The sequence below is a fragment of the Bacillus sp. iso_77 genome (genome assembly GCF_056173625.1).
Genome location: NZ_CM149683.1, coordinates 2,062,655 through 2,086,552, shown reverse-complemented (window position 1 = coordinate 2,086,552; position 23,898 = coordinate 2,062,655). Strand labels below are relative to the sequence as shown.

Here is a 23,898-nt window from a genome sequence, read left to right as displayed (position 1 = left end):
TGAGAGTCACTCGACAAAAATAAGTGAACGGAGGGGTTTCCTATGCATGAAACCTTTCAAAAAATATATGATTCGTACCATCAAGATTTGTACCAATTTTTATTTTATATGGTAAAAGATAAAAATCAGGCAGAGGATCTCGTGCAGGAGGTTTACATTCGGGTACTTCACTCATATAAAACTTTTGAAGGAAGAAGCAGCGAGAAAACATGGCTGTTTTCAATTGCAAGGCATGTGGCAATTGACTGGTTTCGCAAACAGCAAACCATCAGACAACGGGTGCTCGGCACGTTTGATTGGGATAAACAGGATGTAAAAGATCCAGACCTGCTCCCAGATGAATTGGCTGTACAGGATGAAAATATCAAAGAAATTTATGCCGCACTTGATCATTGCACCATTGATCAACGAGCCGTCATCATTTTAAGGTTTATCCAAGGCTACTCAATCATGGAGACGGCCAAGGCGCTAAAGTTCTCGGAAAGCAAAGTCAAAACAACGCAGCACCGAGGCCTGAAAGTGCTCCGAAAACATATGGAGCTTTTGAAGGAGGAGCTAGTGAATGAAAACGAACAGGTCCAATTGGAGCGAAGAACGAATTAAAGTATTACTCAGTCAGCTTCCAAAGGTGGAGGACAACCGTTCATCTAAGCAGATTTACCAGCAAATGCTGATGGCAAGCGGGAAGAAAAAGAAAAGTGCCAGATGGATCGGTCCAGCGGTCGCAACCGTTGTGGTCCTATTTATGGCGTTTTTGATTTCTCCTCATTTATTTCAGCCGGCTGCTCAAGATATAAAGAAAGTGAAAATGGACTCGAGTGCTGAAAAAGGACAGGTGAATGCTACATTAGAGGCGGTAAAAAACACAAATGATCCTTCACATGTTGCTTACGCATCTGACAAAGAAAAGTATATGACGATTTCATACATAGATGAATCGACTTCTCAAGTTGTCCCAATCAGTATTCAAAAAGAAAATAAGCATGACGATGTGCAGGCGCTTCTTGATACATATGAAAAACTGGAGCTGCCTGAAATGACAAAACCCCTTCAAGCCTATATGGATATGGTGGATGTGAGTGAAAAAGGGGACACACTGATTTTTCAGCTGAAAAATGATTTGTCTCTTGATACATTAAAAGAAGCCAACCGTTTTAAAGACATGGTCAAAGAAACGTTAAAATGGAGCCAATATAAACAAGTACAGGTCAAGTCTGTCAATGGCTCGCACCTTCAATTAGGGACGAATGGCCGTCTTGGTACCATTTCAATTAATAAACAAACAAAGCACGCTTACTACGTTTTAGAAAATAAGAGCGGGACATTTTTGGTGCCGTCAAAAGATGATTATCCTTCTTATAAAGATGCGGTAGAGGCGATGAAGCGGGCGAATGATGCAGGACTCGATCCACTCATTAAAGAAGAGCCTATTCAAAAGGTGACATCAAAAGGAAGACATGCAACCATCACGTTTGGAGCATCAGCACAATTAACGGACTCAATTGATCATATTTTACTTATTGAAGGACTGCTGCTCACAGCGAAAGATTTCGGTTTTACAGATGTCACGATACAAAATGCAGGAACAGATCAAGTAGGCCCATATGAATTAAAAGAACCGCTAGAGGTACCGGCATTGCCAAACCCAGTTGTTATCAAAGAACGCTAAAGGACGCAACTTATTGCGTTCTTTTTTCATGTATAGAAAAGGGCTTCCTTGAGGTATACTAAGCTGTCATGAAAAGAACTTCAAAGAAGGGAAGTCACTGATGAAAAGGTATTGCTACATATGTGCTAGCTGTTTCTTGTTCGTGACCTTATCACCGTTTGCCCGTGCAGAGAAAACAACCGAGTGGGTGGAACCAATCAAAGGTGAAGTCACTGATTTGTTTGGGACAAGAGGTGGTTCGCATAAGGGGTTAGACATTGCTGCACCGGAAGGAGAATCCATTTTGGCTGCTAGCGAAGGTGTGGTCACTCGTTCCTATGTATCTGCTACATATGGTGAAGTTGTATTTATTCGGCATCCAAATGGATATGAAACCGTCTATGCGCATTTAAATGCGCGTTTTGTGAAGAATGGTGACCATGTACAAACAGGACAGCCGATCGGCATCATAGGCAACACAGGCGCTTCTAGGGGCACTCATTTGCATTTTGAGGTGCACAGGGGTCATTGGTCAGTTAGTAAAGAAGATGCAGTAGATCCGCTCACAATCATTGCAAGAGATCGTTTCCAAGAGCCAGCCCTTCATGTAGATGGATATGAGAAACATACATATGTCATACAACAAGGGGACACGCTCTGGTCCATTGCTAAAGCACATCAAATGACCGTTGATCAATTGAAGAAAATCAATGCACTGACAACGCATCTCATACGTACAGGTGAACGTTTAATCGTTTCAACAAAATAAACCTCATGCTTTTGCATGAGGTTTACCATTTTTTATAGGTCAATCAGACGCACAGAAAGAATATCGCTTACTTCAGTTAACGTTTGGACAATTTCATCTTCAAGGTGCTTGTCAAAAGAAAGCATCATGATGGCTTCGCCGCCTTTTTCTTTACGGCCTACTTGCATTGTCGCAATGTTCACATCGTGGTCGCCTAAAATCTTTCCAACTTGACCGATCACACCAGGTGCGTCAGTATGCTGAATATAGACAAGGTGCCCATCTGGGTAAAAGTCAATATTGAAACCATTAATAGAAACGACACGTTCACCTAGATGCGGGATATACGTTGCTTTTAATGTAAAGGTGGAAAGGTCACCTTTGACTTCAATGGAAATGCTGTTCTCATAGCCAGATTCGCTTGAAGAAATTTTCTCGCTAAAGCTAATGCCACGTTCTTTTGCCACCATACCTGCATTGACTTCATTTACAGTCGAATCGACACGCTCTTTCAAAAAGCCAGAAAGCAGACTTTTTGTAATAAATGATGTTTCGAGTTTTGCGATAGATCCTTCATATGAAATGCTGACTTCTTTTACAGGTTCTCTCATCGATTGAGAAACAAGACGTCCAAGTTTTCCCGCAAATTGATGATAAGGCTGGATTTTTTTGAACTCGTCTTTTGTCATCGCTGGTAGATTAATAGATGACATAACCGGGAGTCCTTTTGCAAATTGAAGAACTTCTTCAGAGACTTGTGCCGCCACATTTAATTGTGCTTCTTTTGTAGATGCACCAAGATGCGGAGTGGCAATGACGTTTGGATGATCCACAAGTGGATTCTCAGTAGGTGGTTCTACTTCAAATACATCGAGTGCAGCCCCTGCGACATGACCATTTTCAAGTGCTTCAAGAAGGTCTCGTTCGTCAATGATGCCGCCGCGTGCACAGTTCACTAGACGAACACCTTTTTTCGTTTTTGCGATTGTTTCTTTATTGAGAAGTCCTCTAGTTTCTTTTGTTAAAGGTGTATGTACCGTAATAATATCTGATACTTCAAGCACTTCATCAAGTGATTTTGCATTGACACCAATTTTTTCGGCACGTTCTTTTGTGAGGAAAGGGTCAAATACGTTGACCGTCATGCCAAATGCTCTTGCACGCTGGGCGATTTCACTTCCAATTCTGCCTAAGCCAACAATCCCAAGAGATTTTCCGTAAAGCTCAGCACCAACATATGCGCCTCTGTTCCATTCTTTTGATTTCACAGAAATATTCGCTTGAGGAATATGACGCATGAGAGATGAGATCATCGCAAACGTATGCTCTGCCGTTGAAATCGTATTCCCATTTGGTGCATTGATGACAATCACACCGTGTTTTGTCGCTTCATCAATGTCAATGTTGTCGACTCCCACACCGGCACGGCCAACAATTTTTAATGAAGTCATTTTTTCATAAAGTTCTTTTGTCACTTTTGTGGCACTTCTGACAAGTAAGGCATCAAACGTGTGTAATTCATCTTCTGCTTCTGTTACATTTTTTTGAACAATTTCAACAAAATCTGATTCTAATAGTGGTAAAAGACCATCATTGCTCATCTTATCTGAGACTAATACTCGAAACATCGTAAGATTTCCTCCTAAAATAAACGTCATAAATATCTGATAATTTACCATATTCCTTTTCACTGTGTCAATCAAATTAAAGCAGTAAAGCGAAAAAGAAAACACGAACATTTTTTAGTGTCTTGATCAAGAATGGACACCTTTAAACAAAAGATAACCAATTTTTACGCATTTGTCATTATAAATTTTAGGTTTTTTACGATTTCTTAAAACTGATGAATTTGCTCAGGATTTTTATCTGTACAAATGCTCATATATCATATATAATGATGTCGAATTGAATAATGATCAATCTTCGGGGCAGGGTGTAATTCCCTACCGGCGGTGATGAGGCATAGTCTCTAAGCCCGCGAGCCTTTTTTGGCAGGATTCGGTGTGATTCCGAAGCCGACAGTATAGTCTGGATGGGAGAAGATGGAGGTTCGTAAACGTTGAAAACATGTCTGTTTATACGTTTATTTGTGTAGCCTAAATTTCCCGCTCCTGTGCATCTATTCAGAGCGGTTTTTTTGTGGCTAAAATTGAACAATCCTCTTTTCGAAAGATTTGATCGAAAAGGAGAGAGAATATTGAATCAAAGTAAAGTAAAACGTTTAGTCGTTATCAGCATGCTTAGCAGTATCGCATTTGTATTAATGTTATTGAATTTCCCTTTCCCTGGGCTTCCTGGGTATTTAAAAATTGATTTTAGTGATATTCCTGCGATTATTGCAATTTTAATTTATGGGCCAGGTGCTGGGATTGCTGTTGAAGCTTTAAAGAATCTACTGCACTACCTCATTCATGGTAGCATGTCCGGTGTTCCTGTGGATCAAGTAGCGAATTTTACAGCAGGTGCACTATTCATCTTACCGGTGGCTTTTATTTTTAAAAAGATTAAATCAGCAAGAGGGTTAGCGTGGTCCATGATTCTCGGAACATTACTCATGACAGTCATGATGAGCATCTTAAACTATTTCTTGTTCCTACCTGCTTATACATGGTTTTTGAATGCACCCGTCCTGTCAGATCATGTGCTAAAGGCAACCATTACAGCAGGGATCTTGCCCTTTAACCTGATTAAAGGAATCATCATCACCATCGTCTTTAGTTTCATTTTTGTCAAAATGCGTCCATGGTTTGAAAATAAACGCCGACTTCAAAATAGTTAATATAAAAAAAGCCCCTTTTAAAGGGGCTTTTATCCTATTCATGCTTAAGTGGATCACCATCGAAAGTTTCGTCCGCAACTTTAATTGAGTCAGTTGGGCAACCTTCAAATGCATCAAGCATATCTTCTTCAAGTACTTCTGGAACTTCTACAGTCCCCTGATTGTCATCAAGCGTGACAAATGCAATGCCTTCATCATCATAATCATAAATGTCTGGAGCAGCTGCACCGCATGCGCCGCAAGCAATACATGTGTCTTTGTCTACAATTGTATATTTTGCCATGTTAAAAAAATACCTCCCAGATTGTTCGATGGAACAAATGGTTTAACCTTTTTAGTTTCACCGATAAAAAACCAATTTCCTCAAACCTTATTGTAATGATTTTAAATTCACATTTCAACTGTAAAGTGATTGAGAATGCTTATCACATAAGGGTTTGTTCATAACTTTCCCCCATTAATTGAGTTTAAACATTTCTTCTTCAATGAAATCTGTTAAAATAAAGGGAGAAAATATTCGAATTTTGTCAGGAAGACAGGTGCTTTGGTCAATGACGATTCATTACTTGGATGTCATGTTGATGGACAGCGTACATAAATTGAACGGCGAACGCTCCATTAGTGCTGTCTACCATCTTTTTAAAGGAAAAAAATCATCGCAAACGATACAGGATGCAAGTTTGTTTCAGCTTTCTAGCTACTTCGGCTGCTATCCAGCTTTTACGAGGGATCAGCTGAATCGCTCTGTAAAAAGGCTGCTAGAGCAACACTTTATCAGAAATACAGAGGATACATTCATTGCCACAGATGAAGGAATAAGTATGCTAAGTCAGCGTTTTGCTGAAAAACCGATGCCAGTTTATTTTGATGGTGCCAAGTATCATGATAAAGCAAAGGTGTTATGGATGAGGCTGTCTTTACTTGTGCAGGTCCTTTCACATTATGCAGCGCGGTCACAACACTATGTGCCGATTCAAAGAGATATATCGGTTCAAAACTGGACGAAATCCTTCTTCTCGCAATATCATCAGAAGAAAAAGCTTTCTGAAGATATCCATCATGAGCTTGAAACACTTCTGGCTCATTTAACTGATCAAGAGGCACTGCTTTTTGTTTATTCATTGACTTCCAATGAAAGAATCGGACGGACGTACCAGCAAATGGCGGAATGGATGAAAGAAGATGTATGGTATGTTTACTTGCTTTTTTGGAATGTGCTCCATTATTTTATTCAATGTGCGAAAAAAGGTGAGGCACCGATCATTCAGCGAATGATAGATGATCTTCAATTCAAACGTGTGCTGACCACCTCTACTCATAAAACGCTTGAGCTTGTACAAAAAGGGTTCAGTATTGATCAAATTGCTCATATTCGTTCACTAAAAAAAGCGACAATTGAAGATCATATTGTGGAGCTCTCGATACATGAGCCGAGCTTCTCGATCGAACCATATGTCAGCAGTGAAGCTCAAAAGGCGATACATGAGGTAGCCGGTCAGCTCCAAACCAACAAGATGAAGCTGATCAAAGAAAGTCTCGAGCATTCATTTACTTATTTTCAAATACGATTGGCATTGACAAGGATGGTGAAAGCAAGTGGATAAGCTTCATCAGACGCTGATGCGATACTTTGGTTATGATGCCTTCAAAACAGGTCAGGAGGACATTATTCGAAGTGTACTTCAACAAAAAGATACGGTTGCCATGCTTCCTACTGGTGGCGGGAAGTCACTTTGTTATCAAATTCCGGGCTATTTGACAGACGGGTTAGTGCTGATCATTTCACCTCTTTTATCACTCATGGAAGATCAAGTGGAACGCATGAAAATGCGCGGTGAAAAGCGAGTGGCTGCGCTTAACAGTACACTGTCTTTTCAAGAAAGAAGACATATTATTCGGTATTTGCCATCATATAAATTTTTATTTGTCGCACCTGAGGCGCTTATGTCAGAGGTATTGTTAGAGCAGCTCAAAGCGATGCATGTGGGTCTATTCGTTGTAGATGAAGCTCACTGTATATCGGAATGGGGACATGATTTCCGCCCGGAATACTCCAAGCTTGGGGAATGGAGGGAAGCGCTCGGCAATCCTGTCGCCTTAGCACTAACGGCAACTGCAACGAAACAAACCTTAAAAGATACTGTGCAAACGTTGCGGCTAGAGCATCCAGATGTTCATATTCATTCAGTCAACCGGCCGAATATTGCACTATTAAAAGAGGCACATGAAACGAAAGAAGCAAAAGAGAAACGAGCACTGGAGCTTGTGGAAACCCTTCAAGGGCCTGGGCTGATTTATTGTCCGACCCGGCAAATGACAGAAGATATTTCACGTTTGGTGAAACAAAAAACGCATCAACGTGTAGAGTTTTATCATGGTGGAATGGAGTCAGGAGACCGCATGCTGATCCAGCAGCAATTTATCAGTGGTCAAATTGATCTCATTTGCTGTACAAGTGCTTTTGGAATGGGAATTGATAAAGCAAATATACGCTTTGTGATTCATATGAGTCCGCCTCAGTCAATTGAAGCATTTATGCAGGAAATTGGAAGAGCTGGACGGGACGGGAAAAATAGTGTGAGCGTTCTTTTATATACAGAAGAGGATGCGGATATTCAAAGTCATTTGATTCAAGCTGAAGGTTTTGATGATCCAGAAATTGATTTTTTCTTAGCCCGATTATCACAAATGCCGATAAATGATGAAAAGAAATTACGTGAACAATTGATGGAAGCAGGGCTTCAGGAGACGCGCGCGCGAATGCTCTCGCATTATTACACGATGTACCAAACTGAACAGCCCCGTTTGCTCATGAAGAAGCTGAAAGAAAAGCTGCAGGATAGACAAACAGAAAAGTTAAAAAAAGTGTGGCAGTTTAAAGAGCATATCACTGGCCATCGCTGCTTTAGGCAATCTCTGTTATCATACTTTGATGAGCAGCTTGATCTAACGGAGGACGCTTCCTTTGGGAACTGCTGCTCTTCATGCGGACTTGACCTGTCTGATTACGAAAAAAAAGATCAACCATTGGAGCTGAATGAAATGAAACACTGGAAGACCGAGCTGGATCGTCTGTTTCACCTGACAAAAGAGGCGCAGCATTGATTGAACAACATCGCCGTATTATTGAAAAATTAACCGATCGACAAGTAGTAGAACAGTTGTATTTCACACAGCTGCTCATGCTGATTGTCTCTTTTTTACTAGGGATGTTTATGTTTGATCATTGGACTGATTTTACAGCCTTATGGCAGATCCGAGATATGCGTATCCTGACTTACGGAATTGGCGGCGCTTTGCTTGTGATTATTGTCGACGCTATTGTCATGAAGGTGTTTCCGGCTCATATGTATGATGATGGCGGATTAAATGAAAAAATGTTCAAAAACCGCAGCATCCTGCATATTGTTTGGTTAACGCTGCTCATTGCCTTTTCAGAAGAAATTTTATTTCGCGGGATCGTTCAGCAGCAATTTGGACTGGAGATTGCAAGCATTGTGTTTGCACTTCTTCACTTTCGCTATTTGTCAAAAATACTCTTGTTTATCCTGGTGGTTTCTATTAGTATTTTTTTAGGACTTTTATACGAGTGGACAGGGAATTTATTCGTTCCTGTCATGACACACTTTGTCATTGACCTAGTCTTTGCATGTCAAATTCGTTTTAAATATTGGGGGAGGGATGAACATGGAAGAAATGTCGAGAATGAAGAGAAAAAAGCAGCAGCTGACAAACATCCATGATGATGATGTAGAGAAAAATCTTGAAGAAGAAAAAGTGCATCCTTCAGATGACTCTCACTTTCCTACACGAGAAGATTTTCATGAATATAAAAAGCAGCGAACCAAAAAGGTGCGTAATCCATTGTTTACGACACTGGCTATTATCTTTCCTATTATTGTCGTCACGGTTTTCTTCCTGTTGATTTATTACACATCAAAGGAAATTAACGATAACAACAATCAAGGTGTTTATATTGATAAAACATCGAGTGCTGACACAGATCCAGTCCCGTCAGCACTTGTTGAAACAAAAAATGATTCAAGCGCTGACAAAGCGGATGCGTCTGATGATGAGAAGAAAAAGAAAGATGCTGATAATGAAAAGCAGCGTTCAAAAGAAAAAGCAGAGCAAAAGAAAAAAGAACAAGCCGCTAAAGAGAAGGCTGAGCGTGAAAAGGCCGAAGCTGCAAAAAAGCGTGAGCAGCAACAGCTCGCTCTTCAAAAACAGCAAGAAGAAAAAAAGCGAAAAGAAGCAGAAGAGAAGAAGAAGCAGGAAGAAAAGCCTGTTCGTGTCGTGCAGCATACTGTTGGACCAGAGGAAAACTTGTATCGAATTTCCATGAAGTATTATCAAAACCGATCAGGGGAAGAGAAAATTCGAGCTTACAATCATTTAAAAGGAAATAGCGTGTACAGCGGACAAGTATTGAATATCCCATTAGAAAATTAATATTTGACATGAATGAATCGAAAAGCACATACATATGTAGAAAAAAGGGACAAGGGTGTATGTGATGACTTTGCACGCAATCAGCCGCTATATGGATCAGCCGACACAGAAAATGATTGAAACATTGATCAAAAGGAAACGCAAATACGAGGGATTTGCAAAACAATGCAAAAGGTGGCAATGGACAGCCCTTTTATCACTTGCGATTCTTCTGTTTTATTTTGTGATAACAGCTAATAGCGGGGGCTCCCTGCAGCCGGAAGCGATGATTGCCACATTGCTTGGCCATGAGGTGTTTCTGTTTTGGATCATGGCTGAAGTGTTTGCTTTTTACGCATCGTATTATTATAAGAAAAAAGAAGAAAAGGCTGAGGATGAATATCATAAGCTCAGATGTGAAATTATACAGAAAAGCACAGATTTATGGCCTCAATCAAATCAGTGGAAAGAGCGCGAGGCCGTTTTTCACTTCATGCAGACGCAATATGATATCAACCTCTATTATGAAAGTAAATAAATGAGCAAAAGACGTTTAAACAGTTGAAACGTCTTTTTTCATTCAAGCGTCCTATAAAAGAAAGCTGATACAAGGGAGTCATTCATAATGAAATATGCCATCGGATTTACTGCTGCCATAGCGGCTGTGACAACAGGTGTGTGTGTAACAGCGAAAATGGTGAAAACGGCAAAACAAAACAACATCAAAAAGCATTACTTTACAATAGAAGGACTTCAGTCAGATCGACCTGCAGTCATTTTCTTTATTTCTGATACCCATCGCCGTCTAATTAGTGATACTTTATTAGCGGAAGTGGAAGAGCAGCAGCCTGATGTCATTATGATCGGCGGGGACTTAGCTGAAAAGGGAGTCCCATATGCTAGAGTCGAAGAAAATGTGAAACGTTTAGCAAGGATTGCCCCGGTGTATTTTGTGTGGGGGAATAACGACCATGAGCTGCATCAGCAAAAACTCAAAGACCTCCTCCATACCTATCAGGTGACGACATTGCAAAATGAGACGGCTGTGTGGGATTTTGAAGGACAGCCCATTAAAATAGGCGGAATCGATGATATCCGGCTTGAAAAAGCAGATTATGAAGCGATACGGCCGGAGTTTGTCAAAGAAGACGTGAATATCCTTTTATCACACAACCCAGATGTGCATCACTTGATGAGTGAAGAAGAGGGAATTGATCTCGTTTTGAGCGGTCATACCCATGGGGGTCAAATTCGCATTGGGAAATTTGGTCCGTATGAAAAAGGAAGAACAGGCCAAGTCAAAGGTGCTTTCTTTCTGATTAGTAATGGTTACGGAACAACAAAGATTCCGATGCGTCTTGGAGCAGAACCAGAAACCCATCTGATCTATTTAATGCCGCTAAAAACGCGCTAAGTTGATGCCCCATCAATATTTTCCATAAAAGTCACCGTAAGCATAGCTTCATGCTTGTCTTCCGTCTTGACACAGTGTAAACTGAATACAAAATTAAGAACCTATGACTCATCATCTCATATACTACAGTATGATGTGTGTTAGAAGAGGCAGGAGGGAACGTTATGCGGCTAGAGCGTCTGAATTATAATAAAATCAAAATTTTTCTCACACTAGATGATCTGACAGACCGAGGTCTTACGAAAGAAGACCTTTGGAAAGATTCGTTCAAAGTTCATCAGCTGTTTAAAGACATGATGAACGAAGCGAATCAGGAGCTCGGTTTTGAAGCGAATGGACCGATTGCTGTTGAAGTATTTTCTCTTCAGGCGCAGGGGATGGTCGTCATTGTGACAAAGAGTCAGCAGGAAGATGCTGATGATGAGTTTGATGAAGATTACATTGAGATGCAAGTCAAGCTCGACGAGAGCAAGCATGTGCTCTATCAATTTGCCTCGTTTGAAGATGTGATTCAACTGTCCCATAGTTTAAGTCGTATTGGACTTTTAGGGGGTACAGTTTACCATTATGAAGGTCAATATTTTCTCAGCCTAGATGATTTCGAAGAACTGTCTGCAGATACGGTCATTTCTATTTTAGCGGAGTTCGGTTCACCGACGACATTAACCATTCACCGGTTAAAAGAATACGGAAAAGTGATCATGCAGGAAGATGCAGTGAAAACGATTCAACTGTATTTTTAATCACTTTTTTCTATTATATTTAATACTGTTGTGATGAAACAACAGTATTTTTTTATATCCATTTTTATATTTATAAACGCTGATATTTTATTTTGATAAAAAACGCTTTTTACCTTTGCTTTACCAGTACGAAGGTGTATACTATTGCTTGAAAGGGAGCAGTAGATCATGAAAGATTTCTAGGGGGTTTATTTTAATGGCAGCCGATCAAAACGCCGCTCATAACGCAGAAGATAAGCTAGATGTTTTAAAGTCAACTCAAACCGTCATACATAAAGCGCTTGATAAATTGGGCTATCCGCAAGAAGTGTATGAATTGCTGAAGGAGCCAATTCGCCTATTAACGGTCAAAATTCCAGTACGTATGGATGATGGATCGGTGAAAATTTTCACTGGTTATCGTGCGCAGCATAATGATGCTGTCGGTCCAACAAAAGGCGGAATTCGATTCCACCCGAACGTTACTGAAAAAGAAGTAAAAGCGCTTTCAATTTGGATGAGTTTAAAATGTGGTATTGTGGATCTTCCTTATGGCGGAGGAAAAGGCGGTATTATCTGTGATCCAAGAGAAATGTCATTTAGGGAGCTTGAAAAACTAAGCCGCGGCTATGTACGCGCAATTAGTCAAATCGTTGGACCAACAAAAGATGTTCCAGCACCAGATGTGTTTACAAACTCTCAAATCATGGCATGGATGATGGATGAGTATTCTAGAATTGATGAATTTAACTCGCCAGGATTTATTACAGGAAAACCAATTGTTCTTGGAGGCTCACATGGACGTGATACTGCAACGGCAAAAGGTGTAACGATCTGTATTAAAGAAGCGGCGAAGAAAAAAGGAATTGACATCAATGGGGCTCGTGTTGTCGTTCAGGGATTCGGAAATGCAGGAAGTTACTTGGCTAAATTTATGTATGATGCCGGAGCGAAAATCGTAGGAATTTCAGATGCTTACGGCGGTTTGTATGATGAAGATGGTCTCGATATTGACTACTTGCTTGACCGACGTGACAGCTTTGGAACCGTCACTAAATTATTTAATGATACAATTACAAACCAAGAGCTGCTTGAGCTAGATTGTGATATCTTAGTACCTGCAGCCATTGAAAATCAAATTACAGAAGATAATGCGGCGAACATTAAAGCCAAAATTGTCGTAGAAGCAGCAAATGGACCAACGACATTGGAAGGGACAAAAATTCTTTCAGATCGTGGTGTACTGCTTGTTCCAGACGTACTTGCAAGTGCGGGTGGAGTGACTGTTTCTTACTTTGAATGGGTTCAGAATAACCAAGGGTTCTACTGGACAGAAGAAGAAGTAGAAACTCGTTTAGAAGATATGATGGTGAAATCATTTAATAATATTTATGAAATGGCGCAAAACCGCCGTATTGATATGCGACTAGCAGCATATATGGTCGGTGTACGTAAAATGGCTGAAGCTTCTCGATTCAGAGGCTGGATTTAAGCGACTTATTTGCATCGCGCCTTAAAATCTCCTATCCTTAAATAGGAGATTTTTTTATGGAATCATGCAAAGAATCAAACAGCCCAGCAATTGTTATTGCAGTGAAACGACAGGAGTGGAACAAATGAAACAAGAAAAAGCGATCATAATAGGAGGCGGCCCGTGCGGTCTATCAGCTGCCATTGCATTCAAGCAAATTGGGATTGATGCACTTGTGATTGAAAAGGGCAATGTGGTCAACAGTATTTATCATTACCCTACACACCAAACCTTCTTCAGTACAAGTGAAAAGCTTGAGATCGGTGACGTCGCTTTTATCACTGAAAATCGGAAACCCGTTCGTATTCAGGCGCTTTCCTATTACCGAGAGGTGGTCAGACGAAAAAGCCTTCGTGTGAATGCTTTTGAAAAGGTAAACGCTGTGACGAAAAAAGATGGCCGTTTTACGGTAAATACATCAAAAGACGACTATACATGTGACTATGTTGTGATTGCGACTGGCTACTATGATCATCCTAACTATATGAATGTAAAAGGGGAAGACCTTCCTCATGTGTATCATTATTTTAAAGAAGGACACCCCTACTTTGATAAAGATGTGACGGTGATCGGCGGGAAGAACTCTAGTGTTGATGCTGCCCTGGAACTTGTGAAATGCGGAAGCAGGGTGAGTGTTTTATATAGAGGAACTGAATATTCATCCAGCATCAAACCTTGGATTTTACCAGAGTTTGAAGCGCTTGTTCGAAATGGCACCATTCGAATGGAGTTCGGTGCAGAGGTGAAGGAAATCACAGAACAGGATATTGTCTTTACAAACCAGCAGGGCCAAACGGATCGAGTGAAAAGTGATTATGTGTTTGCGATGACAGGTTATCATCCTGATCATTCATTTTTAGAAAAAATGGGTGTAACAATCGATCCAGAATCAGGCCGCCCAGCATTTGATGAACAAACAATGGAAACAAATGTAGAAGGTATTTTCATTGCAGGGGTCATTGCAGCTGGTAACAACGCCAACGAAATTTTCATTGAAAATGGAAGATTTCATGGCGGGTTAATTGCAGAAGAAATCAACAAAAGAATCAACGGGTAAAAAAAGAACTGGGTCCTTCTAAGGGATTCAGTTCTTTTTTATGTAAATTGGGATTATATAGAAGATTATTTTTGGGAAAATGGGCTCGAGTCATATAAAAAAGGGGTGATTCGTGGTACGATAATAAAGGATAATGTAGGGAAAGAGGTCTGATTATGATCGCAATCATTTCAGCAGGTTTAGCTCCCGGCATCGCACTTTTAAGTTATTTTTATTTGAAAGATCAATACGACAATGAGCCGGTTCATATGGTCATCAGATCTTTTATGCTAGGTGTCATACTTGTGTTTCCAACCATGTTTATTCAGTATGTCCTCCAAGAGGAAAATATCGCCACGAATCCTATCGTGATTTCATTTGTGACATCGGGTTTTTTAGAAGAATCATTAAAGTGGTTTATTTTAATGGTCAGTGTCTATGCGCACGTACAGTTTGATGAACACTATGACGGGATTGTCTATGGAACAAGTGTCTCACTTGGATTTGCGACACTTGAAAATATTTTGTACTTAGTGGGTCATGGGGTAGAGTACGCGTTTACACGTGCCTTGCTGCCTGTATCAAGCCACGCTTTATTTGGTGTGGTGATGGGATTTTATATAGGTAAAGCTCGCTTTTCTGATAAAAAAGAGCAGCGAAAATGGCTGATTCTCTCTTTAATACTTCCTATCCTTTTTCATGGCTTATATGATTTCATTCTTCTTGGCATGAAAAATTGGGGATATATTATGTTGCCGTTCATGATTTTTTTATGGTGGTTTGGTCTGCGGAAAGCCAAAAAAGCCCGTGCGGTGAAGATGGTACAAATTTAAATTGGAAAACGTCCTATACGTCTTTAGGGCGTTTTTTGTCTTTTCCATCCAATTCCCTCCTGTGATGAATGTATAAAAATAGGGATCGGAAGAAACATATATTCAAACATCAAAAGTACAGGAGGATCAAATATGGACAAAGCTCGTTTCATGAAACAAATCGTCCTTATCTTCTCAATTGTTCTGCTCGCGTCTTCATTGATGACAGCTGAAAAAAGTGAAGCTTTCACGAATCAAGTGATTCAGCGGGGAGCTACAGGAGAAGATGTCGTCGAGCTCCAGGCAAGGCTCCAATACAATGGTTTTTACAATGGAAAAATAGACGGGGTGTATGGCTGGGGAACTTACTGGGCCGTGCGCAATTTTCAAAGCCAGTTTGGTGTAAAGAAAGTCGATGGACTCGTAGGGGAAAAAACAAAAAACCTATTAGTTCAAAAGACGAAATACTATAAAGAGTTTGTGCAGCAGCAGCTGCAAAAAGGGAATCAGTTTACGCATTATGGCGGGAAACCTCTTGATCAGCAAACAAAGGCTCCTGCGCAAAGAAACACGCAAAAAAAGACAGCACAAGGTGCAAAAGAGAATCAAAAAAATCAAAGCGGAGGAAACAGCTCGACTGGGAAGCAGTCAGGAAATGGTCAAGCAAATCAAACGCCGAAACAAACAGCAGCCAACATGCCAGGTGGTTTTTCAAGCAATGACATTCAGCTTCTTTCACAAGCTGTTTATAGTGAAGCGAGAGGTGAACCTTATGAAGGACAGGTAGCGATCGCAGCCGTCATCTTAAACCGTTTAAACAACCCGACCTTTCCAAACACGATTGCTGGTGTCATTTTTGAACCGCTTGCGTTTACTGCTGTAGCAGATGGACAATTTTATATGGCGCCAAATGAAACCGCTAAAAAGGCAGTATTTGATGCTATTAATGGCTGGGACCCATCTGAAAGCGCCGTTTATTACTTTAATCCTGATACAGCAACAAGCCCATGGATTTGGGGAAGACCACAAATTAAACGAATCGGGAAACATATTTTCTGTGAATAAAAAGAGGTGTAAATAAATGATCAGAGGAATATTGATTGCTATTTTAGGAATTGCTGTCATCTCAACAGGATACTGGGGCTATAAAGAGCATCAAGAAAAAGATGCAGTACTGCTTCATGCAGAGAACAACTATCAAAGAGCCTTCCATGATTTAACGTATCAAGTCGATCAGCTGCACGATAAACTTGGCGCAACACTTGCGATGAATAGCCAAACATCTATATCTCCAGCACTGGCAGATGTATGGAGAATGTCATCAGAAGCGCATAACAATGTCAGTCAGCTTCCGCTCACATTGATGCCTTTTAACAAAACAGAAGAGTTTCTAGCGAATGTCGGTGACTTTAGCTACAAATCGTCACTTAAATCTTTATCAGATGAACCATTAAACAAAGATACACACAAAACCATTACCACTTTATATGATCAAGCGGCAGATATTCAAAACGAACTTAGACAAGTGCAGCATCTCGTACTCAACAAAAATTTAAAATGGATGGATGTTGAAATGGCACTGGCTGATGGAGATCGAAAAAACGACAACACCATCATTGACGGATTAAAAACCGTTGAAAGAAATGCTGATGCGTTTGCAGATGTTGATCTTGGCCCTACAAATGTGTCAACTGAATCAGAAACGCAAGGCTACAATCACTTAAAAGGGCAAAAGATTTCAAAAAAAGAAGCGATCCGTATCGCCCAGCAATTTGCGCCTGACCATAACAAAGATTTCAAGGTGAGAAAAAGTGGGAGTAAAACGAACCGTGATGTCTACAGCCTGTCAATGTCTGACCCAGACAACCGGGCAAACTTTTATTTAGACTTGACTGAAAAAGGCGGCCATCCTGTCTATCTTCTTCAGAACCGTGAAGTGAAAAAACAAAAAATCAGTTTAAATGATGCCTCAGAAAAAGCACTAAGTTTCTTAAAGAAGCATGGATTCGATACCGAATCATTTCATTTAGATGAGAGTGCGCAATTTGATAATATCGGCGTATTTACCTATGTCCCTTTACAGAATAACGTATTGCTTTATCCAGATAGTATTCGAATGAAAGTCGCTTTAGATGATGGTGAGGTTGTGGGATTCTCAGCGAAAGACTATTTAATGAATCACAGAAAACGTGACATAAAAGCACCAAAGATTTCTCGAAAAGAAGCTGAAAAGACCTTAAATAAACATGTGAAGATCGAGGATACACATGTAGCTCTTGTTCAAAATGATATGTCAGAGGAAGTTCTCTGCTATGAGTTTTTAGGAACCATTAAAAACGACACGTACCGAATGTTCATTAATGCAGATACTGGAAAAGAAGAAAGAGTAGATAAACTAAAAAATGCAGAACCTATATATAAAGACCTATAGAAAAGGAAGCGAGGAAAAGGCGATTAAGCCTTTTCCTTTTGTTTTATACATGGTTTAATATAAGAGAGGATACGATTTCACAGATGAAAAGAGTGATGAGGAATGTTACAAATAGGGGATGCAATCACAATTGAGTATGTCAATGAGAACAAAGAAGTGAAAACTGCAAAATCGAAAGTTTTGGAAAATAATAACGATGATATTTGCATTAATTATCCAGCTGATAAAGAAACGGGGCGCACGATCTATTTAAATCAAGAAACAGAAATCACCGTCTTCTTTTTCGATGAAAATCAAATTCCATACAAATGTACAAGCAAAGTCATTGGGAAAAGAAAAGAAGATATCCCGATGATTGTCGTTTCGATTCCGCCAAAAGAAGAAATGATTCGGCTTCAGCGAAGAGAATATCTTCGAGTGGATACGATGGTGAAAGCGTCCATTACGCAAAATGGTGAAGAAACCTTCGACACATTTATTGTCAATATGAGTGCTGGCGGTGTAGCAATTGCTGTTCCAGAAGGTGTCTCACTAAAAGAATATGGCGAGGTCGTCACAGAGTTTGAACTTTCACTTAAAGAACCAGTGAAAATTAAAGCGATTGCAGAAATGAATCGTGTTTATCAAGATGAACAGACGGGGAAAACAAGAGCGATCATGGAATTTACTGAAATCACAAACGACCACCAGCAACACATCATGAAGTATTGCTTCCAGCAGCAGCTTCTAACACGTGTGAAAAAAGTATAAGAATAAAGGTTGTCAAAAGCTTCCATACTAGAGAGAAAGAATCTAGCGTTGGAGGCTTTTTGTATGAAAACAATGGAAAGATGGCTATTCAAAGCAGTGCTCATTCAGCTCATTCTGCTTTTGGCGGTTCAGGTCACCCTTCACTTGACGAAAGGAGAACTATTTTTGTCAAAAGTCGTACAATACGAGGGTGTGAATAACATGAGCATTGAAGATTGGATTGAGACATTTAAGCAAAAGGATTGATAGAAAATTCCCCCGTTTGAGCGGTGATCGTGTTACAATTCATAAGGGAGATTCAATCAAGGAGAGGTATTATGAAAAAGAAATTATCTATCGCAATTGACGGTCCTGCTGCAGCAGGAAAAAGCACTGTGGCAAAAATTGTCGCAGCGAAAAAATCATATATTTATATCGATACAGGTGCGATGTACCGCGCAATTACACTTGCAGCACTCAATCAAGGCGTAGACCTTGAAGACGAACAGGCACTTGATGCGTTATTGAAAAACACAGTCATTGAACTTGTGTCAACTGACGAAGGTCAAAAAGTACATTTAGACACGATCGATGTCACAGAAGACATCAGAACAGACCGCGTAAGCAATCAAGTCTCTGTTGTTGCAAAGCATAGAGCTGTCCGGGAAGAAATGGTCCGCAGGCAGCAAGAGCTGGGGAACCGAGGCGGTGTCGTCATGGATGGAAGAGACATTGGCACGCATGTTCTTCCAGATGCAGAAGTGAAAATTTTCTTGCTTGCGTCAGTAGAGGAAAGAGCAAAACGTCGTTTTGAAGAAAATCAGAAAAAAGGCTATGATGTCAATTACGATCAGCTGATCGAAGAGATTGCAAGACGTGACAAGCTTGATTCTGAGCGGGAGGTATCACCGCTGAAGAAAGCAGATGATGCCATTGAAATTGACACGACTTCCCTTTCTATTCAAGAGGTTGCAGGTAAAATTTTAGATGCAGCAGAGCGTGTAGAAAAACAGTAAGAAATTTTAGAAAACTTTTATAAGTTAGAGGTTTATCTCTTGACAAACAAGGTCTTTTATTAGAAGTTTATACTAATACTATTTTTATTGATCATTCAAGCAATTCTGTTGATTTGAATGTTTCTATAATACATATTCGGCTGGCAATCATCATGCTAAGGACACATATTCACCCAGTCGTTTTAACTAAGCTGTGTAGGTTTGGACCAAGGAGGTTATCGAAATGACAGAGGAAATGAATCAAATCGATGTTCAGGTACCAGAGGTTGGAGATGTAGTGAAAGGGATTGTTTCTAAAGTTGAGGACAAGCATGTCAATGTAGATATCGTCAATGTGAAACAACCTGGGATCATCCCAATCAGTGAATTATCAAGTCTTCACGTTGAAAAAGCATCAGATGTCGTGAAAGATGGCGACGAGTTAGAGCTTAAAGTAACAAAGGTCGAAGACGATGCTTTGATTTTATCGAAACGTGCTGTTGATGCAGACCGCGCTTGGGAAGACCTAGAGAAAAAGTTTGAAACAAAAGAAGTATTTGAAGCAGAAGTAAAAGACGTTGTCAAAGGTGGTCTAGTGGTCGACATTGGTGTTCGCGGATTTATTCCTGCGTCTCTTGTTGAGGCACACTATGTAGAAGACTTCACTGACTACAAAGGAAAAACACTCTCGCTTGTTGTGGTAGAGCTTGACCGCGAAAAAAACCGCGTGATTCTATCGCATCGTGCAGTCGTTGAGCAAGAACAATTAGACAAGAAGCAAGACTTCCTGCAAAAGCTTGCAGTAGGCAGTGTGATTGATGGAAAAGTGCAGCGCCTGACTGACTTTGGTGCATTTGTTGACATTGGCGGCATTGATGGATTAGTTCACATTTCTCAACTATCCCATGCGCATGTCGAAAAGCCATCTGACGTTGTTGAAGAAGGACAGGAAGTGAAAGTCAAAGTTCTTGCTGTTGACCGCGATAACGAACGTATCTCACTATCTATTAAAGAAACATTACCAGGACCTTGGAGCCAAATTGGCGAAAAGGTAAAACAAGGTGATGTTCTTGAAGGAACCGTTCAACGCCTTGTGAGCTTTGGAGCATTTGTTGAAATTCTGCCAGGTGTAGAAGGACTTGTGCATATTTCCCAAATTTCACACAAACATATCGGTACTCCTCAAGAAGTCCTTGAAGAAGGGCAGACTGTGAAAGTGAAAGTGCTTGATGTCAATGAAGATGAAGAGCGCATTTCACTTAGCATTCGTGAATTAGAAGAGAATCCTGAAAAACAAATCGAAGAGGATTACCGTCAATATCAGGCGAAAGAAGAAAATACAAGCGGATTCCAGCTTGGTGACCTGATTGGTGATAAACTCAATAAACTAAAATAATTTGGTGATCAAAATTGACGCGAGCAGAAAGAAAGAAACAGCATATTGAGCATGCTTTGTCGACTGGCCAGCATGCAGCAACAGGTTTACAAGATGTTTCCTTCGTTCACGCCAGTTTACCAGATCTTGCGACATCACAAATTGATACACATACGACAATTGGCGGACTGACTTTCGGTTCGCCAATTTTTATCAATGCAATGACTGGTGGAGGCGGAGAATCGACCTATGAGATTAATCGCTCTTTATCTATCGCAGCGAAGGAAACCAATATTCCAGTAGCAGTCGGATCACAAATGGCTGCACTGAAAGATGCAGACGAACGTCGTACGTATGAAGTGGTTCGAAAGGTGAATCCAGATGGACTCGTTTTTGCCAATTTGGGCAGTGAGGCGACAATTCAGCAAGCACGGGATGCCGTTGACATGCTGGGGGCAAACATGCTTCAAATTCACTTAAACGTGATTCAAGAGATTGTCATGCCTGAAGGAGATCGTGATTTCAGAGGTGCTGTTGAGCGGATTCAGCCATTGCTGAATCAATTGAGGTGCCTGTTGTCGTCAAAGAAGTTGGATTTGGGATGAGTAAGGAAACAGCAAAGAAATTATTTGATGCTGGAGTTGCTGCTGTTGATGTAGGTGGATTTGGGGGAACGAATTTTTCTAAAATCGAGAACTTGCGCCGTCAAAAAGCACTTCGCTATTTTGACCAGTGGGGAATTCCAACTGCAGCGAGTCTGGCTGAAGTACATACAGCCTTTCCAGATCAAACCGTCCTAGCTTCTGGAGGCATTCAAGATGCACTTGATGTGACAAAATCAATTGCTCTTGGTGCGTCTGCCGTTGGATTAGCCGGCTTTTTCTTAAAATCCCTGACGAGTGGAGGAGAAAAGGGCCTCATCTCTGATATCATTGATCTACAAGATGATGTGAAGATGTTGATGACAGTACTTGGCATGAAAACAATTGAGGAGCTAAGGCAAGCTCCGATTGTGCTTACAGGGGAAACAAGTCATTGGCTGAAAGAAAGAGGCGTGGATACTACGTACTATAGTTTAAGAAATAAGAAGACAAAGGACTAAATGAAATGTAGCCCTTTGTCTTCTTTTCAGCGTGAAAGAAAACTTTTTTTGTCTATGAAAGACAGCTCCTTTTTGCGGAGCGAATTTGACATTCGTGAGCACAATGCGCAGGACTGACACTGAATGCGAGGGTTTGTCTGCACGCTGAGACATGTGGTAATCACATGTCTTTTTTTATTGATTTCTTTTGCGAGCGTCTTCCGGGCCTTCTAAAGTTGTTGCCCCTTTGTGATGAATGGATTGATCGCGGTCAGATTCAACTCTTCTTGATGCCTTTAGGCGTTTTTCCTGTCTATCCTTACCCATCATACATCCCTCCTCAACTATTAGGGTGTCACCTCTTGTTTATTTCATGCAAATCCCGCACCTTCTCATATGTTTAAAAATTGGAGATTTTCCCATAATGTAATTGAGGTGATGAGGGTTGGAGGCATTGTACTATTATTGGTCAATATGGTTCGTTTGGATTATGGTGACATTTATCATGGAGAAAAGCACGTGGCGCAATGTGCTGGGCGTATGTGTTCTCATTCATATTATATGCAGTCATGTCATGGTTTCTATTTTAGACATTAGGATCAATGCAGGATTTTTGATGACCTTTTTATATGCTTGCATGTCATTCGTGATCTTTCGGCCTGCTCATCGAATCATGCGAATCATGCAATTAGGTTCCATGGTCAGTGCGTATGCCTTTTTTATGATTTTTGCATTATATGATCCAGTTTGGTTCACGATAATAAAGGTGGACTGGGTTGTATTTGCCTTGCTGATCTTGATGTGTTTAACATATGGGCATCAGTTAACGGAACGGATCACTTTATGGATGATGGCTATATGTCTGGGGGAAGCCCTTTATGCGCTTACGATTCATCGCCTCACATCTTCCATTGTCATAGGAGATCTCTCGTTTCTTTCCATGGCTGTTCAAGGAGCTGTTTTTCTATTAGGTGTAGGTCAGCTTGAAAAACTCTTGAACACCCGTTCATCTAGAAAACCAGTAAAAGGGGCTGCAAAATCAACATGACGGATTACACGTTTCCTGTGATTATTGGTGTCATCTTTGGGATGGCGGCTAGGCTTTATATGCTAAGAACTGATTATCGGCAATATCCCACATATATTCATGGACAAGTGATTCACATTGCGTTAGGTTTTATCGCATCAGGCCTTGGTGCTATTATTATGCCTGCACTGATCCAGGAAGAATTCACTGCCATTACCTTTCTGACGCTTGCAGCCACGCAATTTCGTGATGTGCGTAATATGGAAAGAAATACATTGACCCAAATGGATTCGTATGAGCTTGTCTCACGAGGCAGTACATATATCGAAGGCATTGCGATCGCCTTTGAAAGTCGAAATTATATTGCCATTCTTACTGCCCTAATTACAACGACCGCCTGTATTTTCTTTTCGCTCGTCGTTGGGACCGTGGTCGGTATTCTTTGTTTTTTCATGGCAAAACTATTAATGTCAGGGAGCCAATTAAAGGATATCGTGAATATTCAAAAAGGGGAACTTCGCTTTGACGGCGCAGGACTTTACGTAAATGATATTTACATTATGAATATCGGGCTGCCTGAAAAGCAAAAATTGATTTTAGAGCATGGAATGGGGTTCATCTTGACTCCGAAGAATTTTAACTCGGCCACAACCATCGCAAACCTTGGGCAGCGGCAAGCTATCTTATTTGATTTATCCAACGTGCTTGGTGTATACCGAGATTCTGGTGAACCATCGCTTTGTCCGCTCGCAAAACGTGATCTGAATAATGGCACACTTGGCGTATTCATTTTACCGCAATGGCAGCGTGAAGATTTAGCTGTCCGTGTATTAGAAGAGGTGCCTATTTTAGAAAATGCCATTAGAATGCCGACAGATTTCATTAAAAAGAAAGTGAGGTAATAGGGCATGGCGAACACCATTGAACAATTTATATTGGCTGTGGCGACAACAAATAAAGAGCGGGTCATTGGCGGAACAGCCGTTTTTTTCTGTGAAAATAAAGAAGAGCTCGACATGTATGCCATGAATTTAGAGGCCATTTTAGATGGAATTGCACACGGCATTGGAGAAGATCTTTACTTGATCGTCAAACATTTTTAAGTTATTCATTGTGGTCTGATTAAAAATTGATATAAT

General features: G+C 40.5%; 26 protein-coding genes, 1 pseudogene and 1 riboswitch. Of the genes and pseudogenes, 24 read left to right on the top strand and 3 right to left on the bottom strand.

Features of this window, described 5'->3' with window-relative positions; genetic code table 11:
• Positions 1-42: 42 nt before the first annotated feature.
• From sigX to AC0VYC_RS10565, 3 genes are all read left to right on the top strand, one after another.
• A complete protein-coding gene (gene sigX / locus AC0VYC_RS10575) occupies positions 43-603 on the top strand; it encodes an RNA polymerase sigma factor SigX (protein ID WP_007501006.1) in 561 nt (186 codons plus the stop codon).
• Entirely contained in the window at positions 563-1,669 is a 1,107-nt protein-coding gene (locus AC0VYC_RS10570; protein WP_327871828.1) for a sigma X negative regulator, read from the top strand. Before sigX ends, AC0VYC_RS10570 begins: the two co-directional genes overlap by 41 nt.
• A 100-nt stretch (positions 1,670-1,769) precedes the next feature.
• Positions 1,770-2,417 (top strand): M23 family metallopeptidase, encoded by a 648-nt coding sequence (locus AC0VYC_RS10565; protein WP_041507009.1) that lies wholly within the window; start codon positions 1,770-1,772, stop codon positions 2,415-2,417.
• Positions 2,418-2,449: 32 nt separating this feature from the next.
• Here the strand turns inward: AC0VYC_RS10565 and serA are convergent, their stop codons facing one another.
• Positions 2,450-4,024, bottom strand: coding sequence for a phosphoglycerate dehydrogenase (gene serA / locus AC0VYC_RS10560; RefSeq protein WP_017359773.1), 1,575 nt, complete (start codon positions 4,022-4,024; stop codon positions 2,450-2,452).
• A gap of 287 nt (positions 4,025-4,311) precedes the next feature.
• Positions 4,312-4,444: riboswitch (FMN riboswitch) on the top strand.
• Between the two features lie 149 nt (positions 4,445-4,593).
• Here serA and AC0VYC_RS10555 point away from each other — a divergent pair.
• On the top strand, positions 4,594-5,175 hold the full coding sequence (locus AC0VYC_RS10555; RefSeq protein ID WP_135009204.1) for an ECF transporter S component: 582 nt from the start codon (positions 4,594-4,596) through the stop codon (positions 5,173-5,175).
• Between the two features lie 34 nt (positions 5,176-5,209).
• Here AC0VYC_RS10555 and AC0VYC_RS10550 read toward each other — a convergent pair whose 3' ends face one another.
• Positions 5,210-5,458: a ferredoxin gene (locus AC0VYC_RS10550; protein WP_008344492.1), complete on the bottom strand. Its 249-nt coding sequence runs from the start codon at positions 5,456-5,458 to the stop codon at positions 5,210-5,212.
• 268 nt (positions 5,459-5,726) lie between these two features.
• Here AC0VYC_RS10550 and AC0VYC_RS10545 point away from each other — a divergent pair, with 268 nt between their 5' ends.
• The 17 genes and pseudogenes from AC0VYC_RS10545 (at position 5,727) to fni (ending at position 21,753) form a co-directional block, all read left to right on the top strand.
• Positions 5,727-6,779, top strand: coding sequence for a YpbB family protein (locus AC0VYC_RS10545; RefSeq protein ID WP_475388419.1), 1,053 nt, complete (start codon positions 5,727-5,729; stop codon positions 6,777-6,779).
• The gene (locus tag AC0VYC_RS10540; RefSeq protein WP_475388417.1) at positions 6,772-8,280 is read left to right on the top strand and encodes a RecQ family ATP-dependent DNA helicase; all 1,509 of its coding nucleotides are present in this window, start codon (positions 6,772-6,774) and stop codon (positions 8,278-8,280) included. The genes AC0VYC_RS10545 and AC0VYC_RS10540 overlap by 8 nt, the downstream gene beginning before the upstream one ends.
• On the top strand, positions 8,277-8,918 hold the full coding sequence (locus tag AC0VYC_RS10535; protein WP_017359770.1) for a CPBP family intramembrane glutamic endopeptidase: 642 nt from the start codon (positions 8,277-8,279) through the stop codon (positions 8,916-8,918). The genes AC0VYC_RS10540 and AC0VYC_RS10535 overlap by 4 nt, the downstream gene beginning before the upstream one ends.
• Positions 8,863-9,627 carry a LysM peptidoglycan-binding domain-containing protein gene (locus AC0VYC_RS10530; protein WP_251211240.1) on the top strand — a complete coding sequence of 255 codons (765 nt, stop codon included), beginning with the start codon at positions 8,863-8,865 and terminating at the stop codon, positions 9,625-9,627. Before AC0VYC_RS10535 ends, AC0VYC_RS10530 begins: the two co-directional genes overlap by 56 nt.
• A gap of 64 nt (positions 9,628-9,691) precedes the next feature.
• Positions 9,692-10,144 carry a DUF2663 family protein gene (locus AC0VYC_RS10525; RefSeq protein ID WP_007500988.1) on the top strand — a complete coding sequence of 151 codons (453 nt, stop codon included), beginning with the start codon at positions 9,692-9,694 and terminating at the stop codon, positions 10,142-10,144.
• An 87-nt stretch (positions 10,145-10,231) separates the two neighbouring features.
• Complete coding sequence (locus AC0VYC_RS10520) at positions 10,232-11,020, top strand: metallophosphoesterase (RefSeq protein WP_061419508.1); 789 nt, start codon at positions 10,232-10,234, stop codon at positions 11,018-11,020.
• A 164-nt stretch (positions 11,021-11,184) separates the two neighbouring features.
• Positions 11,185-11,763: a genetic competence negative regulator gene (locus AC0VYC_RS10515; protein WP_007500984.1), complete on the top strand. Its 579-nt coding sequence runs from the start codon at positions 11,185-11,187 to the stop codon at positions 11,761-11,763.
• A 196-nt stretch (positions 11,764-11,959) separates the two neighbouring features.
• Positions 11,960-13,234, top strand: a complete 1,275-nt coding sequence (locus AC0VYC_RS10510; RefSeq protein ID WP_007500982.1) for a Glu/Leu/Phe/Val family dehydrogenase — start codon at positions 11,960-11,962, stop codon at positions 13,232-13,234.
• A gap of 124 nt (positions 13,235-13,358) precedes the next feature.
• Positions 13,359-14,330, top strand: a complete 972-nt coding sequence (locus AC0VYC_RS10505; protein ID WP_475388413.1) for a YpdA family putative bacillithiol disulfide reductase — start codon at positions 13,359-13,361, stop codon at positions 14,328-14,330.
• A 155-nt stretch (positions 14,331-14,485) separates the two neighbouring features.
• A complete protein-coding gene (gene prsW / locus AC0VYC_RS10500; protein ID WP_008344507.1) occupies positions 14,486-15,142 on the top strand; it encodes a glutamic-type intramembrane protease PrsW in 657 nt (218 codons plus the stop codon).
• Positions 15,143-15,274: 132 nt separating this feature from the next.
• Positions 15,275-16,186, top strand: a complete 912-nt coding sequence (gene sleB / locus AC0VYC_RS10495) for a spore cortex-lytic enzyme (protein WP_475388411.1) — start codon at positions 15,275-15,277, stop codon at positions 16,184-16,186.
• Positions 16,187-16,202: 16 nt separating this feature from the next.
• Positions 16,203-17,552, top strand: a complete 1,350-nt coding sequence (ypeB, locus tag AC0VYC_RS10490; RefSeq protein ID WP_008344510.1) for a germination protein YpeB — start codon at positions 16,203-16,205, stop codon at positions 17,550-17,552.
• Between the two features lie 102 nt (positions 17,553-17,654).
• Positions 17,655-18,302, top strand: coding sequence for a flagellar brake protein (locus tag AC0VYC_RS10485; protein ID WP_007500975.1), 648 nt, complete (start codon positions 17,655-17,657; stop codon positions 18,300-18,302).
• Positions 18,303-18,365: 63 nt separating this feature from the next.
• Positions 18,366-18,548: a YpfB family protein gene (locus AC0VYC_RS10480; protein WP_008344514.1), complete on the top strand. Its 183-nt coding sequence runs from the start codon at positions 18,366-18,368 to the stop codon at positions 18,546-18,548.
• Between the two features lie 71 nt (positions 18,549-18,619).
• On the top strand, positions 18,620-19,297 hold the full coding sequence (gene cmk, locus AC0VYC_RS10475; RefSeq protein WP_017359766.1) for a (d)CMP kinase: 678 nt from the start codon (positions 18,620-18,622) through the stop codon (positions 19,295-19,297).
• A gap of 223 nt (positions 19,298-19,520) precedes the next feature.
• A complete protein-coding gene (gene rpsA / locus AC0VYC_RS10470) occupies positions 19,521-20,672 on the top strand; it encodes a 30S ribosomal protein S1 (protein WP_008344519.1) in 1,152 nt (383 codons plus the stop codon).
• A gap of 14 nt (positions 20,673-20,686) precedes the next feature.
• Positions 20,687-21,753: pseudogene (fni, locus tag AC0VYC_RS10465) on the top strand (type 2 isopentenyl-diphosphate Delta-isomerase).
• A gap of 174 nt (positions 21,754-21,927) precedes the next feature.
• On the opposite strand, the gene AC0VYC_RS10460 reads toward fni, so the two are convergent.
• Positions 21,928-22,059 (bottom strand): YpzI family protein, encoded by a 132-nt coding sequence (locus AC0VYC_RS10460; protein WP_008344525.1) that lies wholly within the window; start codon positions 22,057-22,059, stop codon positions 21,928-21,930.
• A 118-nt stretch (positions 22,060-22,177) separates the two neighbouring features.
• On the opposite strand from AC0VYC_RS10460, the gene AC0VYC_RS10455 reads away from it, so the two are divergent.
• Genes AC0VYC_RS10455 through AC0VYC_RS10445 form a run of 3 tightly spaced genes read left to right on the top strand, consistent with a single transcriptional unit; the run spans position 22,178 to position 23,862 of the window.
• A complete protein-coding gene (locus AC0VYC_RS10455; RefSeq protein WP_419145717.1) occupies positions 22,178-22,780 on the top strand; it encodes a YphA family membrane protein in 603 nt (200 codons plus the stop codon).
• Positions 22,777-23,661, top strand: coding sequence for a YIEGIA family protein (locus tag AC0VYC_RS10450; protein WP_007500964.1), 885 nt, complete (start codon positions 22,777-22,779; stop codon positions 23,659-23,661). The genes AC0VYC_RS10455 and AC0VYC_RS10450 overlap by 4 nt, the downstream gene beginning before the upstream one ends.
• 6 nt (positions 23,662-23,667) lie before the next feature.
• Complete coding sequence (locus tag AC0VYC_RS10445; protein ID WP_008344527.1) at positions 23,668-23,862, top strand: capping complex subunit for YIEGIA; 195 nt, start codon at positions 23,668-23,670, stop codon at positions 23,860-23,862.
• The last annotated feature ends 36 nt before the right edge of the window (positions 23,863-23,898 follow it).

Bases quoted from the DNA above. Each gene is read 5' to 3' on its own strand.
- ypeB (WP_008344510.1), top strand. From the start codon at position 16,203: ATGATCAGAGGAATATTGATTGCTATTTTAGGAATTGCTGTCATCTCA.
- AC0VYC_RS10525 (WP_007500988.1), top strand. From the start codon at position 9,692: ATGACTTTGCACGCAATCAGCCGCTATATGGATCAGCCGACACAGAAA.
- AC0VYC_RS10530 (WP_251211240.1), top strand. From the start codon at position 8,863: ATGGAAGAAATGTCGAGAATGAAGAGAAAAAAGCAGCAGCTGACAAAC.
- AC0VYC_RS10550 (WP_008344492.1), bottom strand. From the start codon at position 5,458: ATGGCAAAATATACAATTGTAGACAAAGACACATGTATTGCTTGCGGC.
- AC0VYC_RS10520 (WP_061419508.1), top strand. From the start codon at position 10,232: ATGAAATATGCCATCGGATTTACTGCTGCCATAGCGGCTGTGACAACA.
- prsW (WP_008344507.1), top strand. From the start codon at position 14,486: ATGATCGCAATCATTTCAGCAGGTTTAGCTCCCGGCATCGCACTTTTA.
- AC0VYC_RS10460 (WP_008344525.1), bottom strand. From the start codon at position 22,059: ATGGGTAAGGATAGACAGGAAAAACGCCTAAAGGCATCAAGAAGAGTT.
- AC0VYC_RS10510 (WP_007500982.1), top strand. From the start codon at position 11,960: ATGGCAGCCGATCAAAACGCCGCTCATAACGCAGAAGATAAGCTAGAT.
- AC0VYC_RS10505 (WP_475388413.1), top strand. From the start codon at position 13,359: ATGAAACAAGAAAAAGCGATCATAATAGGAGGCGGCCCGTGCGGTCTA.
- AC0VYC_RS10445 (WP_008344527.1), top strand. From the start codon at position 23,668: ATGGCGAACACCATTGAACAATTTATATTGGCTGTGGCGACAACAAAT.
- AC0VYC_RS10450 (WP_007500964.1), top strand. From the start codon at position 22,777: ATGACGGATTACACGTTTCCTGTGATTATTGGTGTCATCTTTGGGATG.
- AC0VYC_RS10480 (WP_008344514.1), top strand. From the start codon at position 18,366: ATGAAAACAATGGAAAGATGGCTATTCAAAGCAGTGCTCATTCAGCTC.
- sleB (WP_475388411.1), top strand. From the start codon at position 15,275: ATGGACAAAGCTCGTTTCATGAAACAAATCGTCCTTATCTTCTCAATT.
- AC0VYC_RS10565 (WP_041507009.1), top strand. From the start codon at position 1,770: ATGAAAAGGTATTGCTACATATGTGCTAGCTGTTTCTTGTTCGTGACC.
- AC0VYC_RS10570 (WP_327871828.1), top strand. From the start codon at position 563: ATGAAAACGAACAGGTCCAATTGGAGCGAAGAACGAATTAAAGTATTA.
- AC0VYC_RS10485 (WP_007500975.1), top strand. From the start codon at position 17,655: ATGTTACAAATAGGGGATGCAATCACAATTGAGTATGTCAATGAGAAC.
- rpsA (WP_008344519.1), top strand. From the start codon at position 19,521: ATGACAGAGGAAATGAATCAAATCGATGTTCAGGTACCAGAGGTTGGA.
- sigX (WP_007501006.1), top strand. From the start codon at position 43: ATGCATGAAACCTTTCAAAAAATATATGATTCGTACCATCAAGATTTG.
- serA (WP_017359773.1), bottom strand. From the start codon at position 4,024: ATGTTTCGAGTATTAGTCTCAGATAAGATGAGCAATGATGGTCTTTTA.
- cmk (WP_017359766.1), top strand. From the start codon at position 18,620: ATGAAAAAGAAATTATCTATCGCAATTGACGGTCCTGCTGCAGCAGGA.
- AC0VYC_RS10515 (WP_007500984.1), top strand. From the start codon at position 11,185: ATGCGGCTAGAGCGTCTGAATTATAATAAAATCAAAATTTTTCTCACA.
- AC0VYC_RS10545 (WP_475388419.1), top strand. From the start codon at position 5,727: ATGACGATTCATTACTTGGATGTCATGTTGATGGACAGCGTACATAAA.